Origin of the sequence: Stappia sp. (assembly GCF_040110915.1) — a bacterium.
In the GTDB taxonomy this organism is placed as follows: Bacteria; Pseudomonadota; Alphaproteobacteria; order Rhizobiales; family Stappiaceae; genus Stappia.
Window position 1 is genome coordinate 3,042,214 of record NZ_CP157793.1, and the last position, 16,705, is coordinate 3,058,918.

General features: G+C 70.3%; 13 protein-coding genes. 5 read left to right on the top strand and 8 right to left on the bottom strand.

The window, feature by feature from the left end:
• Positions 1 to 46 precede the first annotated feature (46 nt).
• A complete protein-coding gene (locus tag ABL312_RS13675; protein WP_349357946.1) occupies positions 47 to 1,015 on the top strand; it encodes a hypothetical protein in 969 nt (322 codons plus the stop codon).
• 471 nt (positions 1,016 to 1,486) lie between these two features.
• Entirely contained in the window at positions 1,487 to 3,883 is a 2,397-nt protein-coding gene (locus tag ABL312_RS13680) for a methyl-accepting chemotaxis protein (RefSeq protein WP_349357947.1), read from the top strand.
• Positions 3,884 to 3,909: 26 nt separating this feature from the next.
• Here the strand turns inward: ABL312_RS13680 and ABL312_RS13685 are convergent, their stop codons facing one another.
• From ABL312_RS13685 to cydD, 6 genes are all read right to left on the bottom strand, one after another.
• Positions 3,910 to 4,260 (bottom strand): diacylglycerol kinase, encoded by a 351-nt coding sequence (locus ABL312_RS13685; RefSeq protein ID WP_349357948.1) that lies wholly within the window; start codon positions 4,258 to 4,260, stop codon positions 3,910 to 3,912.
• A 261-nt stretch (positions 4,261 to 4,521) separates the two neighbouring features.
• Complete coding sequence (cydX, locus tag ABL312_RS13690) at positions 4,522 to 4,650, bottom strand: cytochrome bd-I oxidase subunit CydX (RefSeq protein ID WP_349357949.1); 129 nt, start codon at positions 4,648 to 4,650, stop codon at positions 4,522 to 4,524.
• A gap of 13 nt (positions 4,651 to 4,663) precedes the next feature.
• Positions 4,664 to 5,812 carry a cytochrome d ubiquinol oxidase subunit II gene (cydB, locus tag ABL312_RS13695; RefSeq protein WP_349357950.1) on the bottom strand — a complete coding sequence of 383 codons (1,149 nt, stop codon included), beginning with the start codon at positions 5,810 to 5,812 and terminating at the stop codon, positions 4,664 to 4,666.
• A gap of 5 nt (positions 5,813 to 5,817) precedes the next feature.
• On the bottom strand, positions 5,818 to 7,446 hold the full coding sequence (locus ABL312_RS13700) for a cytochrome ubiquinol oxidase subunit I (RefSeq protein WP_349357951.1): 1,629 nt from the start codon (positions 7,444 to 7,446) through the stop codon (positions 5,818 to 5,820).
• A gap of 103 nt (positions 7,447 to 7,549) precedes the next feature.
• Complete coding sequence (locus ABL312_RS13705; protein ID WP_349357952.1) at positions 7,550 to 9,331, bottom strand: ATP-binding cassette domain-containing protein; 1,782 nt, start codon at positions 9,329 to 9,331, stop codon at positions 7,550 to 7,552.
• On the bottom strand, positions 9,328 to 11,064 hold the full coding sequence (gene cydD / locus ABL312_RS13710) for a thiol reductant ABC exporter subunit CydD (RefSeq protein WP_349357953.1): 1,737 nt from the start codon (positions 11,062 to 11,064) through the stop codon (positions 9,328 to 9,330). Before cydD ends, ABL312_RS13705 begins: the two co-directional genes overlap by 4 nt.
• 132 nt (positions 11,065 to 11,196) lie before the next feature.
• Between cydD and ABL312_RS13715 the strand changes: the two genes are divergently transcribed.
• Positions 11,197 to 11,685, top strand: a complete 489-nt coding sequence (locus ABL312_RS13715) for an Rrf2 family transcriptional regulator (protein ID WP_349357955.1) — start codon at positions 11,197 to 11,199, stop codon at positions 11,683 to 11,685.
• Positions 11,686 to 11,761: 76 nt separating this feature from the next.
• Entirely contained in the window at positions 11,762 to 12,415 is a 654-nt protein-coding gene (locus tag ABL312_RS13720) for a peroxiredoxin (RefSeq protein ID WP_349357956.1), read from the top strand.
• Between the two features lie 94 nt (positions 12,416 to 12,509).
• On the opposite strand, the gene ABL312_RS13725 is transcribed toward ABL312_RS13720, so the two are convergent.
• Positions 12,510 to 13,217: a Crp/Fnr family transcriptional regulator gene (locus ABL312_RS13725; RefSeq protein ID WP_349357957.1), complete on the bottom strand. Its 708-nt coding sequence runs from the start codon at positions 13,215 to 13,217 to the stop codon at positions 12,510 to 12,512.
• Between the two features lie 381 nt (positions 13,218 to 13,598).
• Here ABL312_RS13725 and ABL312_RS13730 point away from each other — a divergent pair, with 381 nt between their 5' ends.
• Entirely contained in the window at positions 13,599 to 14,135 is a 537-nt protein-coding gene (locus tag ABL312_RS13730) for a DUF411 domain-containing protein (protein WP_349357958.1), read from the top strand.
• Between the two features lie 31 nt (positions 14,136 to 14,166).
• Here ABL312_RS13730 and ABL312_RS13735 read toward each other — a convergent pair whose 3' ends face one another.
• Entirely contained in the window at positions 14,167 to 16,566 is a 2,400-nt protein-coding gene (locus ABL312_RS13735; RefSeq protein WP_349357959.1) for a cation-translocating P-type ATPase, read from the bottom strand.
• Positions 16,567 to 16,705: the final 139 nt, after the last annotated feature.

A 16,705-nucleotide genomic window follows, 5' to 3' on the forward strand; every position in this document is an offset into this window, starting at 1 on the left:
TCAATCGCTGCGCGGTGCCGGACACCGCCGCTTTCGGGACCGCCGCATGCCCCCTGCTCCGCCCCCCGCCCCGCCGCCGCCCCCGCTGACGATCGTTGACACGTGTCCCGCCGACCCCGGCGCCTTCGCCGACGCCGCGCGCCGGGCCTTCGGGCGGGACCGGCCGGAGCTGGCGCCCGGTCACTTCGCCTGGAAACACCGGGTCGGCATGCCGCCGCCACGCCTCGTGAGCCTGATGGACGGCGACCGCATCGTCGGCAGCGCGGCCATCGTCCACCGCCGCCTGCGCCAGGGGGACGCGCTCCTTCAGGCCGGCGAGCTGGTCGATCTGTTCCTCGTGCCAGAGCATCGCGGCTTCGCCGCCGTGCGACGGCTCTATGCCGCGCTCGACCGCCGCCTGCGCGACGCCCCGGCGAGCCGGGCGATCTATGCCCTACCCAATCCGAACTCGAAACCGCTGAACGCCCGCTTCCTGAAGCTCGCCGACACGCTGTCGCTCACCCCGCGCCTCGGGATCGGATCGCCCGTGGCGGGGCGCCACACGGTTCGCTCACGGACGCTGCACGATCCCGCCGCCGACGAGGATCTCGCCGCCGTCGCCCGGTGGCTGGAGGGCGTGGACGGCATCGCCTGGACAGCGGACGCGCTGCGTGATCGCCTGTCGAGCCCGGCTTTCGGCTACGCGCTGCATCGCTCGGACACCGGCCTGCTCGTGTCGTCGCCGCGCCGGGAGCGCGGCCTGCCGGTGGTGCTCGTCTGCGCCGTGTTCGTGGCGCCCGGCGCGCCCTTGCCGCGCGCGGACCTGCGCGCCCTGCTGGGCGCCGCCTGCCGCCATCACCGCCGCCCGCTCTTCGTCTACGTCGGCCTCAACCGGGCGCTCGCCGCCCTGCCGGGCCACCCCCTGCCGGGATTTGCGGGCGGGCGCGCGAAGACCGTCCAGACACGGCTTGCGCAGGACGACCGGAATCCGCTGCGCTTCGACCGCTTCGAAGCGCTCGACTGCGATCTCGGCTAAGAACACTCTCATTTCTTTTGCAGTTTCGGAACAAATTGACTTTCATTCTCGCTCAAGCGGCAGAGAGACCGACACGCCCGGCCTGGCGCTCCCACATCGCCGCCGCGCCCCGTGCCCGGGGGCTGCGCCCGGGAACTCGGATGCGCGGGCGGAGATCGACCGTTGCCGGCGGACCTTGCAGAACCCTCAGGTTTCAGGCGGTTGCACCCCGCGTGCCGCGCCCATGCGGCCGGATCCATTGCCCAGCCTGCGCCAAACGGCCGGCGCCGATCCGACCGCCCCGGCCAGCATCCGCCCCGCCAATCACCGCCTGCGTCTGACGCGCCGCCGTCACCGGGGGACGGCGCGCCTTAACGATTCGGACACCGAGTCACACGACCTTTGCGTGTGAGTATTTCCGCGTAGAGCGTCCGTGCGAATGCGCGTCGCTTTCTGCGCCCACATTGATCCCGACGACCTGGAGCGCTCGCCATGCTTTCGATCCGCAATGCCAGTCTGGTGTTCACCGGCGGCACCGCCGTCGTCGTCGTGATCGCGACCGTCATTGCGCTCGTCGGGGAGTTGCGGCGCCTTGAGGCCAGCCGGACCGCAGGTGATGCGGTGACCGCCCTGTCCTATCTGAACAAGGCGACCATCGAGATCTCGCTGGAACGCTCGCTCGCCCAGGTCGGGCTGGCCCTGCCGACCGCCTTTCCCAAGGCCTTCAACGACATGCTGCTGGCCCAGCGCGACAAGTCCAACGCCCTCTTCGCCTCCCTCGACGCCCATCTCGACGCGGTCGACCTGCCCGGCGAGGCGGAGTTTCGCAACCGGGTTTCGGAGCTGCGCGACCGGCTGGCCGAGATCCGCCGCGACATCGATCCCAATCTCGCCGTCGCCGCCGCGAACCGCGAAGCGGCCATCGGCGCCCGCATTGACGCACTGAAGGAGACCATCGCCGGGATGAACACCCTCGGCGGTCTGGTACGACCGCCCGCGCATCTGACGCCCGCCGCCGTGATCGCCAACGATCTCCTGATGCAACGCGCCTGGATCATCCGCGAATACGGCGGGCGCGAGCGGACCTATTTCGCCATCGCCACCGCGCTCGGCGCGCCGGTGGCGTCGGAGAACCTCGTGGAAATGCACGAGTCGCACGGCCGCGTGCTTCAGTCCTGGGGCCTGACTCAGAGCCTTGCGGACAACACCGACCTCGTTCCGGAGGTCGCCGCCGCGTTGGAGACCATGCGCGCGCGCTACTTCGACAGCTATCTCGCCCTGCGCGCGCGCCTTTACGAGGCGGCCGGCACGGGAGCCTATCCGATCTCCTTCGACGACTATTTCGCCCGCTCCACCGAGGCGCTCGATTCCGCCGTCGATCTGGTCATCGCGGCCGGCGCCGCCAACATCGCGCTCGCCCGACAGATGCGCTCAGAAGCCCTGACCAACCTGCTGACCATCCTCGCCGTTTCGGGCCTGGCGCTCGCCGTGACGGGGTTCGCCGTCCATTACTTCATGAGGCGCGTCGCCGCGCGCATCGTCGGGGCCACAGCCGCCATGACGCGGCTCGCCAACGGCGAGACCGACATCGACGTCGCCGCGCTCGACGGCCGCGACGAGGTGGGCGACATGGCCCGCGCGCTCGCCGTCTTCCGCGACAACGCCGTGGCACGCACCGCGCTGGAGCACCAGAGCGAGACGGACCGGGACAAGGAGCTTCGCCGCCAGGACCGGATCGAAGGCCTGGTGCAGCGCTTCCGCGACACCACCCGGCGGGTGGAAAGCGCTCTGTCGAGCGAGACCGCCACCATGGCGGAAACCAGCTCGCGCCTCGCGCAGGAAAGCGGCGCGGCGGCGGATCAGGCCCGCGCCGCCGACGGCGCGTCGACCGAGGCGCTGACCGAGATCCGCTCGATCGGCGACATGGCCGGCTCGGTCGCCAGCGCCATCGAGGAGATCACCGAACAGACCCGGGTGACGCGCACGCAGGTCGACACCGCGCGCGATGTCGCCGAACGCGCCTCCGCCGACGTCGGCACACTGGCGCGCTCGGCCGAGCGCATCGGCGACGTTCTGGCGCTCATCCGCTCCGTCGCCGACCAGACCAATCTGCTGGCGCTCAACGCGACCATCGAGGCCGCGCGGGCCGGCGAGGCCGGCAAGGGCTTCGCCGTCGTCGCGGCGGAAGTGAAGGAACTGGCCGACCAGACGTCCCGGGCCACCGACGAGATCGCCGCCCAGATCGGCGAAATGCAGGCCGCGACCAGCGACACGGTGCAGGCGATGGAAACCATCGGCGAGAACGTTCAGGGCATCGCGGAACGCATGCAGGCGCTGGCCAGCGCGCTGGAGGTGCAGGACGAGGCGACGCGCGGCATCGCCGGAGCCATCGACCGGGCCATCGAGAAGTCGAACACCGTCGCCGGCAGCCTGACGGGTCTCGCCCGTGCCGTCGATACGGCGAACGCGGAGGCCGGCCGCGTGCGCCACGTCTCCGACAGCGTTTCGGACGTCGCCTCGGAACTGTCGCGCGCGGTTGAGGAGTTCGCCACCGGCGTGGCGAGCGACGTGGCCGAGCGCCGCGCCGAAACGCGCATCGCGGCCAGCGATCCGGTGACCGTCGGCGTCGGCGGACACAGGCTCCGCGCGCGTCTGGTCGATATCTGCCGCAGCGGCATCAAGATCGCGTTCAGCGAAGACCTTGTAGATGTCGCGCTGCTCGACCGGGAGGTCACTGTCGAGTGGGCCGACGGCCGCCGGGCGCGCGGCACCGTGGTCTGGAACTCGACGCGGCAGGCGGGCCTGCGGGCGCGCGACGACCTTTCCGATCTCGTGCGGCAGTACGAGACGGCGGGCGCCCGGCCCCAGCTGCGCGCCGCCGGCGGCTGAGTGTCGGCCGAGCGGGGCCGGCGGGATCAGCCGGCAAACCGCTCCCAGGCGACGACGCCCCACACCGACGCGGCGATGATCAGCCCCATCAGCACCGCCGCCGACCCGCAATCCTTGGCGACCTTGACGAGATCGTCGTCGTCGCGGGTGACCCGGTCGGCGAGCTTTTCGATCCCGGTGTTGAGCAGCTCGATGGCAAGCACCAGCAGCAGCGAGCCCCAGAGCGCGATCAGCCGCCAGGGATCGAGCGTGAGCAGCGGCGCCAGCGGCAGCGACAGCAGGATCAGGATCATCTCCTCGCGCAAGGCGGCCTCCCGGGCGAGGCCGAACTTCAGCCCGGACAGCGAATTGAAAAAGGCATGGACGAGGCGCAGCATGGAGGATCCCGCAACGGTCGGTGACGGACAGGCCCGAATCGCGCGGACCCGGGAATGCCGACCGGTCTAGCCCGACCGTATGACGGCTGTCTGTCGGTTGTTCGTCGGCTATCCCTTGGCTGCCCGCTGGCGCAGGCGCGGCTCGATCGCGCGCGGACCCGCTCCGATGGCTCAAGGCGCGACGCAAACGCCCCGGCGCGGGGTCCGCGTCGGGGCGCAAGGATTGCGTGTCACGATCCGTCGTCGGCAGACGCGCGATGCTCAGCGGTCGTTGGGCCGGGATGTGCTCTCTTCCAGGCGCCGATCCTCCGCCATTTCCAGCCACATTGCGTTCACGACCGCGAAGAGGGCCGCGACGGGCAGTCCGAGAAGCCAGGCGAAATACCACATGGCGAGTGTCCTTCTAATATGCGGTTTCGCTTTCGGTGACGTCGGCCTCGCCGACCTTGCCCCACAGCACCTTGTAGACCCAGGCGGTGTAGGCAAGGATGATCGGCATGAAGATCACCGTCATCACCAGCATGACGAACAGCGTGAGGTGCGACGAGGAGCTGTCCCACACCGTCAGCGACGAGCGCGGGTCGATGGTCGAGGGCAGGATGAAGGGGAACATCGTCAGGCCCACCGTCGAGATCACGCCGAGGATCGCCATCTTCGACGCGAGCAGCGTCGAGACCTCGCGGCCCGCCTTGAGGCCAAGGAAGGTAAGCGCGGCCCCCGCAAAGCCCATCAGCGGGGCGATCGCGATCCACGGACGTTCCGCATAGGCGCTCATCCAGGAGCCCGCGTGCACGACCTCCGTCAGACGCGGATTGGACGGCCCGTCGGTCGCGACCGGGCCGGTGAAGGCGTAGCCGTCGATGCCGACCGCCAGCCACACGCCGGCCAGCGCGAAGCTCGCCATGGCGACCAGTGCCGCCACCGCGCCGAAGGTCCGCGCGCGGGTGGCGACCGGCCCTTCCGCCTTGAGCGACAGCCAGGCCCCGCCGTGCATCACCAGCATGGAGAGCGAGACAACGCCGGCCAGCAGCGCGAAGGGGTTGAGCAGGCCGAAGAAGGAGCCCTCGTAGAGCGGCATCAGATCCTCGGTCAGCCGGAACGGCACGCCCTGCAGGACGTTGCCGACCGCGACGCCGAAGATCAGCGCCGGCACGGCCCCGCCCACGAAGAGCGCCCAGTCCCAGGTGCTGCGCCACCTCGCGTCGTCGCGCTTGGAGCGGTACTTGAAGCCCACGGGACGCAGGATGAGGGCGGCGAGCACCAGGAACATCGCCAGGTAGAAGCCGGAGAAGCTCACCGCGTAGAGCGGCGGCCAGGCGGCGAAGATCGCCCCGCCGCCGAGGATGAACCACACCTGGTTGCCTTCCCAGACCGGACCGACCGTGTTGATCGCGATGCGGCGTTCGATGTCGGTCTTCGCCACGAAGGGGAGCAGCGCGCCCACCCCCATGTCGAAGCCGTCGGTGAGCGCGAAGCCGATCAGCAGGACGCCGAGCAGGCCCCACCAGATCACCCGCAGGATGTCGAAGTCGATGAGTTCATGCAGGATCATGACGCTTACTCCGCGGGCTGGGCGGCAAGGCCGCCGGTGCTGCTGCCGGTGCTGGTGCCGTTGCCGTTGAGCCGGGCGGCGCGACGCGCCATCCACTCTTCGGTTTCCTTCACGTCCATGTACGGCCCCTTGCGGATGTATTTGATCATCAGGCCCATCTCGACGATGAACAGCACCGTGTAGAAGAGGATGAAGCCGGAGAGCGTGATCAGCACCTCGGTGACGCCGAGGTGGGAGACGGAGAGCGCCGTCGGCAACACGCCGTCGACCGTCCAGGGCTGGCGACCGAATTCGGCGACGAACCAGCCGAGTTCCGCCGCGATCCACGGCGTCGGGATCGCGATCACCGCGAGCCACAGCGCCGGGCGCGGGAAGCGCATGCCCCGGAAGCTCGACAGGTAGAAGAAATAGGCCATCAGGGCGATAAAGCCGAAGCCGAGCGCGACCATGATGCGGAAGGCCCAGAACAGCGGCCAGACGGTCGGCACGGTGTCGTTCGCCGCCTGCTGGATCTGCGCCTCGCTCGCATCGCGCGGGTCGTCCACATAGCGCTTCAGCAGGAGAGCGAAGCCGAGATCGGCGCTGTGCTGCTCGAAGGTGTCCTTCACCGCCTGCGGCGTGGCCTCGCGCTCGGTGCGCAGGGTCATCAACGCGTCATAGGCAATGATGCCGGAGCGCACCCGCTCCTCGGCCTGCGCCACCAGTTCGCTGATGCCGGGGATTTCCTGGGTGAGCGAGCGCGTGCCGATCAGCCCCATGACGGCCGGAACATGGATCGCATAATGGGTTTCGCGCGCCTCCTGGTCGGGAAAGCCGACCACGGTGAAGGAGGCCGGCGCGGGTTCCGTTTCCCACATGGCCTCGATCGCGGCGAGCTTCATCTTCTGGGAGTGGGTGACCGAATAGCCGGACTCGTCGCCGAGCACCACGACCGACAGCGCCGAGGCGAGGCCGAAGCTCGCGGCGACCGCGATCGAGCGGCGGGCGAGATCCACATGCCGGCCCTTGATCAGGTACCAGGCGGACACGCCGAGCACGAAGACCGCCGCCGTGACATAGCCGGCCGACACGGTGTGCACGAACTTCGCCTGCGCCACGTCGTTGAAGACGACGTCGAAGAAGCTCGTCATCTCCATGCGCATGGTCATCGGATTGAAGGTCGCGCCCACCGGGTTCTGCATCCAGCCGTTGGCGATCAGGATCCACAGGGCGGAGAAGTTGGAGCCGATGGCGACCAGCCAGGCGACGGTGAGATGCCCCACCTTGGACAGCTTGTCCCAGCCGAAGAAGAACAGGCCGACGAAGGTCGCCTCCAGGAAGAAGGCCATCAGGCCCTCCACCGCCAGCGGGGCGCCGAAGACGTCGCCCACATAGTGGCTGTAGTAGCTCCAGTTCATGCCGAACTGGAACTCCATGGTGATGCCGGTGGCCACACCGAGCACGAAGTTGATGCCGAAGAGCGTGCCCCAGAACTTGGTCATCTGGCGCCAGATGGGACGGTCGGTCATCACATAGACCGTCTCCATGATGGCCACGATGATCGACAGGCCGAGCGTCAGCGGCACGAACAGAAAGTGATACATGGCCGTCAGCGCGAATTGCAGGCGCGACAGCTCAACGACGTCGAGGTCCATGACAGCGAGTCCCCGTTTGCCTCGTGGGAAATGTGCATCCACGATGCGCATTTGACGGGAAAGTCATGCCCGAGCGCCGGGTCCCGGGCATTGACATTTGTCATTAAGGGGTATCGGGCATACCGCTTTGACCTGCGACGCTTTGGCTCGCGGCCACCTGGACGGTTTCCTCCCGCGGACCGACACCGCCCAGCGCGACACCCCCCAGCGCAATGCAGCGGTCCGCCGCGTCGCGCTCGACCGCGCGATGGGAGGCCATCAGCACGGCCGCCTCCGGCAGATGGCTGCGGATCCCCGTCAGCACGCGCGCGGCCAACGCGTCGTCCAGCCCTTCCGTCGGCTCGTCGAGCAGCAGGATCGCGGGCCGGCGGACCAGAACCCGCGCCAGCGCCAGCCGCCGCGCCTCGCCGCCCGACAGGCCGCTGCCCGCCTCGCCGAGGCGCAAGTCCAGCCCGCCGCGCGCGCGCACCACGTCGCCGAGACACACGGTCTCCAGCACCGCCCAGAGCGCCGCGTCGTCGAGGTCGGGGCGCGCCAGCGTCAGCGCCTCGCGCAGCGTGCCGCTCATCAAGGCGCTGCGCTGCGGCAACAGGCCGACGCGGGCGCGCAGCTCCGGCTCGGCGAGCGCGCGGATATCCTGCCCGGCGAGATGCACCGTGCCGGACTGCGGAGCCAGCAGTCCGGCCGCGAGAAAGAGCAGCGTGCTCTTGCCCGCTCCGCTCGCCCCGGTCAGCGCGACGGTCTCGCCGGCGGCGACCGACAGCGTCACGCCGTCGAGCACGGCGGCCGCCCCCGGCGCATGGCGATAGGTCAGCGCCGCGCACCGCAGCGCCGCGGTTTCGGTCTCGGGCGGTTCGACGGGCGTTTCAACGGGCGTTGCCGGCGCGCGGGGAGCGGATACGTCCCCCTCGTCAGGGCGCGCCAACTGACGCTCCACCCGGCGCGCGGCGTCCACCATGCGCCCCAGTTCCGCGACACCGCGCCGCAGGGGCGCGAAGGCCTCCGCCAGCGCAAGGCTTGCGAAGAAGGCAAGCGCCGCCAGCGCCGGGCCGATCTCCCCGCGTTCCACCAGAAACGCGCCGAGCGTCAGCGCGCCGGCGGAGACCAGCGTCTCGGTCACGCCGAGCACCACCGCGCCCGACTGCTCCGCCCGGTCGTTGGCGTCGAGGTCGGCCCGCAGCCGGGCCTCGGCGGCCAGCGCGTGCGTCACCTGATCCTGAAGCCGGCCGTAGACCACCAGATCGGCGCGGGCGCGCAAGAGGTCGATCACCCGCATGCGAAAGGCCTGCAGCGCGGCGGCCGAGCGGCGCGAGGGCGCGCGCCCCTTCACGTAGACGACGGCGAGCCCGAGCGCGGCCCCGAAGGTGCCGCAGACGAGCAGCCACGCCGCAAGCCCCAGCCCGACCAGCGCCCACAGCACGAGAAAGGCGAGCGACAGCGTCGCGAAGCCGGCGGCGGCGGGAATCGCCAGCCGCAGCGCCACGCCGTCGAGCGCGTCCACGTCCATCGTCAGCCGGTTCATGTGGAGCGAACTGCGCAGGGCCGCGAGCCGGCGGAACGGCAGCTCGATCATCGCGGCGAGCAGCGCGCCGCGCAGGGCGGCGAGCCCACGCAAGGTGGCATCGTGGGTGAGCAGGCGCTCGCCGTAGCGCGCCGCCGTGCGCCCCAGCGCCAGAAAGCGCACGCCGGCGCTCGGACGGAAGACATCGAAGGCGACGAGCCCGCCGGCGAGACCCGCGATGCCGGCGGCGGTGATGAACCAGCCCGACAGGCCGAGCAGCGCGACGCCGGCCATCAGCACGGTGGCGGCGAGCAGCGCGCCCCGCGTCATCGCCCAGCGATTGCCGGCCAGGATACGGCGAAACACCCGCCACAGCGCCCTCATGCCCCGCCCTCCAGCCGTACGACGCGGTCCATCCGGGCGGCGAGCCGCATGTCATGCGTCGCCACGACGAGGGTCGCGCCGCGCGCGGCGAGCGCCAGCAGTCCCTCGGCCACGGCCTCCGCCGTCGCCGCGTCGAGATCGGCGGTGGGCTCGTCAGCGAAGACCACGTCCCGGTCGGCGGCAAGCCCGCGCGCGATCATCAACCGCCGCGCCTCGCCGCCCGACACCCCGTGACCGCTTTCGCCGATCCGTGTGGCGAGCCCGCGCGGCAGCGCGGCGACGATCCCGCGCCCGCGCGCGGCCTCGAGCGCCCGCGCGAGCGTGTCGGGTGACGCCTCCGCCGCCCCGAGACGCAGGTTGGCGCGCAAGCTCGCGTTGAGGAAATGCGGCGTCTGGCCGATCCAGGCGACCCGGGCCCGCCAGGCGTCCGCCGTTTCCGCCGAAAGCGCGTGCCCCGCAACGCGGACCGTACCGCCGGACGGCGCCCGCAAGCCCGCCATCACGGCGAGCAGGGTGGATTTGCCCGACCCGCTCGGCCCCACGAGCGCGATCCGCTCGCCGCCGGAGATCGCGATGTCGGGATAGGCGATCTCCTCCGACAGCGAGCCGGAAGACCCGAAAGCGCCGCCGACCGCCACCCGCACACCGGACAGCGCGATATCGGCCGCCCCGGGGAGCGGATCGGCCCCCGCGCCGTGCCCCAGGATCTCGGCGCCCTCCTCCGCCTCCAGGCGCGCGACTTCGCCGGCCACCGCCGAGGCGGCGGCCTTGTCGTGCCAGGCGCTCGCCAGATCGCGCAGGGGCTGGAAGAACTCCGGCGCGAGAAGCAGCAGGAACACGCCCTCCCACACCGTCAGCGGCGTCGCATAGGCGCCGAAGGTAAACTCGCCGAGCAGCGCGAAGCCGACATAGACCGCGACCATCGCCACGCCCAGCGCGGCGAACAGCTCCAGCACGGCCGACGACAGGAAGGCGATGCGCAGGACCTCCATCGTGCGCGCCCGCAACCGGTCGGCGGCGCCCTGGAAGCCGGCGAGCGTGCGCGCCCCAGCGTCGAGCAGGCGAATGTCGACGAGCGCGTTGATGCGCTCCAGAACCAGCGCGTTCAGGCTGCCGATTTCCTGCATCTGCCGCTCGCTCGCCTCGCGCGCGGCATAGCCGACCAGCGCCATGAACACCGGGATCAGCGGCCCGGCCACCAGCAGGATGCCGGCCACCGCCCAGGACATGGAGAGAGCGACGGCGAGGATCACCGGCGGCATCACCATGGTGCGCGCCATGGCCGGGCGATAGCGGGTGAGATAGGGCGTGAGGCTCGCCGCCTTTTCCGACACCAGCGCGGCGATCTCGGCCGACCCGACTGTTGCCGCCCCCTGCGCGGCCCGCACGGCCGAGCGGCGCAACAGATCGTGGCGCAAGGCGGCGACCGCCCGGTCGGCGGCACGATGCGCCATGCGCGCGGAGACCGTCGACAGCCCCACGCGCGTCAACCCGAGCACCGCGAAGCCCGCGCAGGACAGCCACAGGCCGAGCCACGGATCGCGATCCAGCACGAGCCCGGAGATCACATCGGCGACCAGCGCGGCCTGCGCCAGCCAGAGCAGCGCGGCGAGCGTCGCCAGCCCGCTTGCCCGCGACAGGAGACGGGCCGCCGGCGCGCAGATCGCCCGCAGGCGGGCCTGAACGGCGTCACGATCCAGGGAAGCTTCGGAAGAGGGCTCGGAGCCGGGCAAGAGACTATCCGTAAATGCGCATCTGAAAGTCAATTATTGGGCGCTCACGCCATTTGTCATGACATTTATCAAATCGTTCCGCGCAAGGGTGCGTATTTTTGGCCTTGCCTCACACCCGAGCGGAGCAGACGCATGCGCCTCACGACCCGCACGAACCTCGCCATGCGCACGCTGATGTATTGCGCCGTCCTGTCGGAGCGCAGCGCCCGGCGCCGCGAGATCGCGCGCGCCTGCAACGCCTCGGAAAACCATCTCGCGCAGGTGGTGCGGCTGCTCGGCCAGCACGGGTTCATCAAGGCGGTGCGCGGGCGCAACGGCGGGCTCAGGCTCGCCCGGCCGGCGGAAACCATCAACGTCGGCTCGGTCGTGCGGGTGTTCGAGGCCAATCTCCCCTTCGCCGAGTGTTTCGAGGGCGGCGAGAACACCTGCCCGCTGATCGCCTGCTGCTGGCTGCGCCCGGCGCTGAAACGCGCCATCGAGGCCTTCTACCAGACCCTCGACGGGATCACGCTGGACGAACTGGTCTCCGGCAACACCGAACTGGCCGCCGTGCTGAAGGCGGGCGGCCCCGGCGCGCAGCCACCCGCGCCGCACCGCGCCTGCGTCTTCGCGACGCAGTAGCGCCTCCGCAAGACGGCCGCGGCGGAGCTGCGACCATAATATTCATAGTTTCGAATAAAGGTAACAGGAGCCTCTCATGAGCGACCAGATCCACACCTCGCAACCCGGCCTGCCGCGTCTCAACGAGCCCGCGCCGGACTTCACCGCGCCGACCACCCATGGCACGCGCTCGCTGTCGGACTATCGCGGCAAGTGGCTGATTCTCTTCTCGCATCCGGCCGACTTCACGCCGGTCTGCACGACCGAGTTCATGGCCTTCGCCCGCGCCTCGGACGACTTCCGCGCGCTGAACTGCGAGCTGCTCGGCCTCTCGATCGACAGCCATTATGCGCACATCGCCTGGGTGCGCAGCATCAAGGAGAATTTCGGCGTCGAGGTCGACTTCCCGATCATCGCCGACCTGTCGATGGAGGTGGCCCATGCCTACGGCATGATACAGCCCGGCGCCTCGGACACCTCGGCGGTGCGCGCGACCTTCCTCATCGATCCCGAGGGCAAGCTGCGGGCGATGGTCTACTATCCCATGAGCAACGGCCGTTCGATCGATGAATTCCTGCGCCTGCTCAAGGCGTTGCAGACATCGGACGCCAACGGCGTCGCAACCCCCGAGGCCTGGCAGCCGGGCGAGAAGGTGATCGTCCCGCCGCCGGCCACCACCGAGGAGGCGGATGCCCGCGCCGGCAAGGGCTACGACTACGTCGACTGGTACTTCTCCAAGCGCGATCTGTGAGGTCGCGCCGCGCACCGCTCATGGACCGGCCCGCCCGCTGGTGGTCCGGGCCGGCGAGGCGGGCAGGCTCACAGGAAGTCTCCCAGGACGTTTCTCAGGCGGCAGTGCCGTCAACCACCTGGCGCAGCCGGCCGAGATCGGCGTCGAACCGGTTGTAGCCGTGATCGGTAAGCAGCCCCTGGCGCTTGAACTCCGACACGGTGCGGCTGGCATGTTCGGTGGTGATGCCGAGCACGGAGCCGAGATCCTCGCGCGTGAGCAGGGTCAGCGCGCCGTGGTCGTCGGCCATGCTGAGCACGAAGCGGGCGAGGCGCTCGCGGGCGTTGCCGGTGGACAAGCCCGACAGCCAGTCGTCGGCCTGGCGCAGCGCGTCGTGCCAGCGCCGCATCAACTGGGTGTGCAGGCGCGGGGTTTCGCGGTCGAGCCGTTCCACCACCTCGCGCGGCACGCGGCAGACCTCGGTCTTTTGCAGCGCGATGGCGGTGTGGGCGAACTCCTCGGCGACCAGAGCCTCCAGCCCCGCCGTGGCGCCGGGGCGCAGCAGACGCACAATGCGCTGCGATCCGTCGGGCAGATACTGGAGCAGCTTCACGAGACCGCTGCGCACCGTGAAGACGCTCGTCGCGGGATCGCCGGCGGCATAGAGCTGGGCTCCGGGGTCGAAGACCAGTTCCTCGATCGGCATGTGGATCAGGTCGAAGTCCTCGCGCTTGAGATCCGCGAAGAGCACCAGGCTTCGAATGCCGCAGGATTCGCACTTGGCGCGCCCCTTGTAGGCCGCGTCGATGCGCGATCGCCGCATGGCTCGTCCCTCCTCCTACGCCCGATTCAGGTCCACATCAGGTCCGGACCCGGCCCGAAACGGGCCCGGACACGGCACACATCCGCCGGCGGCGCCGCCCCGTCCGGCGACCCGCTTCGGCGGCTCGCTTCGGCGGCTCGCTTCGGCGGCTCGCTTCGGCGCGACCATAACAGCTTCGATCCGCCCGCGCGTCAATTTCTCCGCCCCGGAAATGGCATCGTCGGTTGCGTCCTCCATGGCATCTTCCCGGCCCCTTCACCACGCCGACACGCGACGCGCGAAACCGGGGCTTGAACCTCACCCAGCTGGAGCCTTTACGCTCGCGCGCATCACCCCATATCGGGGCCAGACCGGACCGGGAACCGCCTGCGGGAGAAAGACATGACCACGCCGCGTACACGTCTGATCGCCAACCTGAGAGCAATCGTGGCAATCCCCCTCGCCGGGGCCGGCCTGCTTGGCCTTGCGACCCTGCCCGCGCAGGCCGAGACGCCCGTGCAATCGCCACCCGCGCAATCGTCCGCCCTCCAGGCGCCGGACGTCGCCGTCAAGAAGACGAGCGGCTGCGGCTGCTGCGTCGCCTGGATGGAACACATGGAAGAGAACGGCTTTTCGGTCAGCGGCGAGAACGTGCCGAACGGCGCGCTGGTGCGCTTCAAGATGCGCTCCGGCGTGCCGCAAGAGATGGCCTCCTGCCACACCGCCAGGGTCGGGGGCTATGTGATCGAGGGCCATGTGCCGGCCGCCGACGTGCGCCGCCTGCTCGACGAACGCCCCGACGCGGTCGGACTGGCGGTGCCCGGCATGCCGCTCGGCTCGCCGGGCATGGACTTCGGCGACGACCAGGAGGCCTATGAGGTCCATCTGATCCGGCGCGACGGCAGCACCGAGGTCTTCTCCCGCCATCCCGGCAGCTGAGCGCGGCCCGGGGCAGTGCCCCGGGCGCGCCTCATGCGACCTGCGGCGCGGGCACGTCGCGGCCGCGCAACAGGCGCAGGGCATTGGCCACGACCAGCAGCGAGACGCCGACATCGGCGGCGATCGCCCCCCAGAGCGAGGCAAGCCCGAAGGCGGTCAGCCCCACGAAGAACGCCTTCGTGGCGAGCGACAGCGCGATGTTCTGCCGGATGACGCCCATCGTGCGCCGCGAATGGCCGATCAGCCACGGAAGCCGGGCGATGTCGTCGGTCATCAGGGCGATGTCGGCGGTCTCGATCGCGGCATCGGAGCCGACCGCCCCCATCGCGATGCCATAATGGGCCCGCGCCATGGCCGGGGCATCGTTCACCCCGTCGCCGACCATCGCCACCATGGCATGACGGGCGACCAGATCCTCGATGGCCGCCACCTTGTCCTCCGGCAACAGATCGGCGCGCACCTCGTCGATGCCGACCTCGGCGGCGACCGTCCGGGCGGTGCGTTCATTGTCGCCGGTCAGCATCACGATGGTCGCAACCCCCTGACGATGCAGAGCGCCCACGATGGCCTTCGCCTCCGGCCGAATGCGGTCGCGCAGCTCGAGAAGACCGATGAGCCGGTCCGCGTCGCCCACGGCGACCAGCGTGTTGCCCGCGTCCTCGATGTGGGCGCGCAGGTCGGCGGGAACCGCATCGCCAAATCCCTTCTCCCGCGCCAGCCGGTCGGAGCCGAGCCACACCGGCTTGCCCTCGAGCACGCCCTCGATGCCGCGCCCCGGCAGGCTGCGGGTGTCCTCGGCAATGCTCTCCGAAAGGCCCCGCGCCTCGGCGGCGGCGAGAATCGCGCGCGCCAGCGGATGCGACGAGCGGCGCTCCAGCGCGGCCGCTGCGGCCAGCACCGTTTCTTCCGACGCGCCCTTAAGCGGATGGATGCGCGCGACTTCCGGCGTGCCGAAGGTCAGCGTGCCGGTCTTGTCCAGCGCCAGCGCCGTTGTGTGGCCGGGGGCCTCGACATAGGCGCCGCCCTTGATCAGCACGCCCTGGCGCGCAGAGGAGGCGAGCGCCGCGACGATGGAGACCGGCGTCGAGATGACCAGCGCACAGGGACAGGCGATCACCAGAAGCACCAGCGCGTTGTAGATCCAGCTCTCCCACGCGCCCGCGAACAGCAGCGGCGGCACCAGCGCGATGAGAACGGCAAGCGCCAGCACCGCCGGGGTGTAGATCCGCGCGAACTTCGCCACCCATTGCTCCACCGGCGCGCGGCGCGCATGGGCGTCGCCCACCATGCGGATGATGCGGGCGAGCACCGTGTCCTCGGCCGCCCGGCTGGCGCGCACCACCAGCGTGCCGTCGCCGTTGATCGTGCCGGCGTAGACCGGATCGCCCGGCTCCTTTGGCTGCGGTGCGCTTTCGCCGGTGATCGGCGCCTGATCCACCGCGCCGATGCCCGACACCACCTCGCCGTCGAGCGCGATCCGGTCGCCGCCGCGCACCACGAACCGCATGCCCGCCACGACCTCGGACGCGGGCACATCCGCCTCGCTGCCGTCCTCGCGGATCACCCGCGCCGTCGGCGGCGCGAGATCGAGCAGGGCCGCGACCGCGTTGCGCGCCCGCCCCACGCTCCAGCTTTCCAGCGTCAGCGACAGCGCGAAGAGAAAGGCCACGGTCGCCGCCTCGAAATATTCGCCGAGCACGACCGCGCCCGTCACCGCCACCATCATCAAAAGGTTCATGTCCGGCGACAGACGGCGGGCCGACGACAGCGCCTTGGGCGCGACGAGCCAGGCGCCGAAGACGATGGCCGCGAGGAACAGCGCCACCTCGGCCAGTGGCATCGGCGTGTCGCCATGCCCGGCGAAGAGCGACAGGGCGCCCGCCCCGCCCGTCTCGATCACGTGATAGACGATTGCCGTGAGCCAGAAGACCCCGCTCGCTGCCGTGAAGCGGATCTGACGGGTCAGATGCGCCGCGTGGTCGGCCTCCGCACTTTCGGCATCCCAGGGTTTCGCGCGCATGCCCGTGCCCGCGACGAGTTGCGCGATCCGCGCGTCCGAAATGGGACGCGCGCTGTCGAGCACGGTCATGCGACCGTTGATCACGTCGAAGGCGAGGTGTTCGTCACCGCCGATCTCCGGCCCGAGCACGCGGTTGAGGATGGCGACCTCCTCCGCGCAGTCGAGACCGGTCACCCGGAAGCTGCGGCCGTCTCCGGTGGCGCGCGAGGCCGGCGGCACATCGCCGCAGCCCGGCGCCCGGGAGGCACAGCAGCCTGCCTCCGCCGTCTCGCGGTCGCGCGCGAAGGCCCCCTCTTCGCGGTCGCGCGCAAGGGAAGGAGCCTTCGCCGTGTCCTCGGCGGGGGCTTCGTCGGCACGGCATCCGTGCCCCTGCCGCGCCGCGACGGCTTGCGTGTCCCCGATACGGGTCATGATGTCACCTGTCCTGTCATCGTCTCGCCGGATTGAGTCTTTCGACCTTGGAGACAAGGATAGGATCTCCAGTCGCTAGAGCTTCAAGGGCCTTTTTCGCACGTGCCCGCGCCGCCCTGTTGCGATGCGATAACCCGGC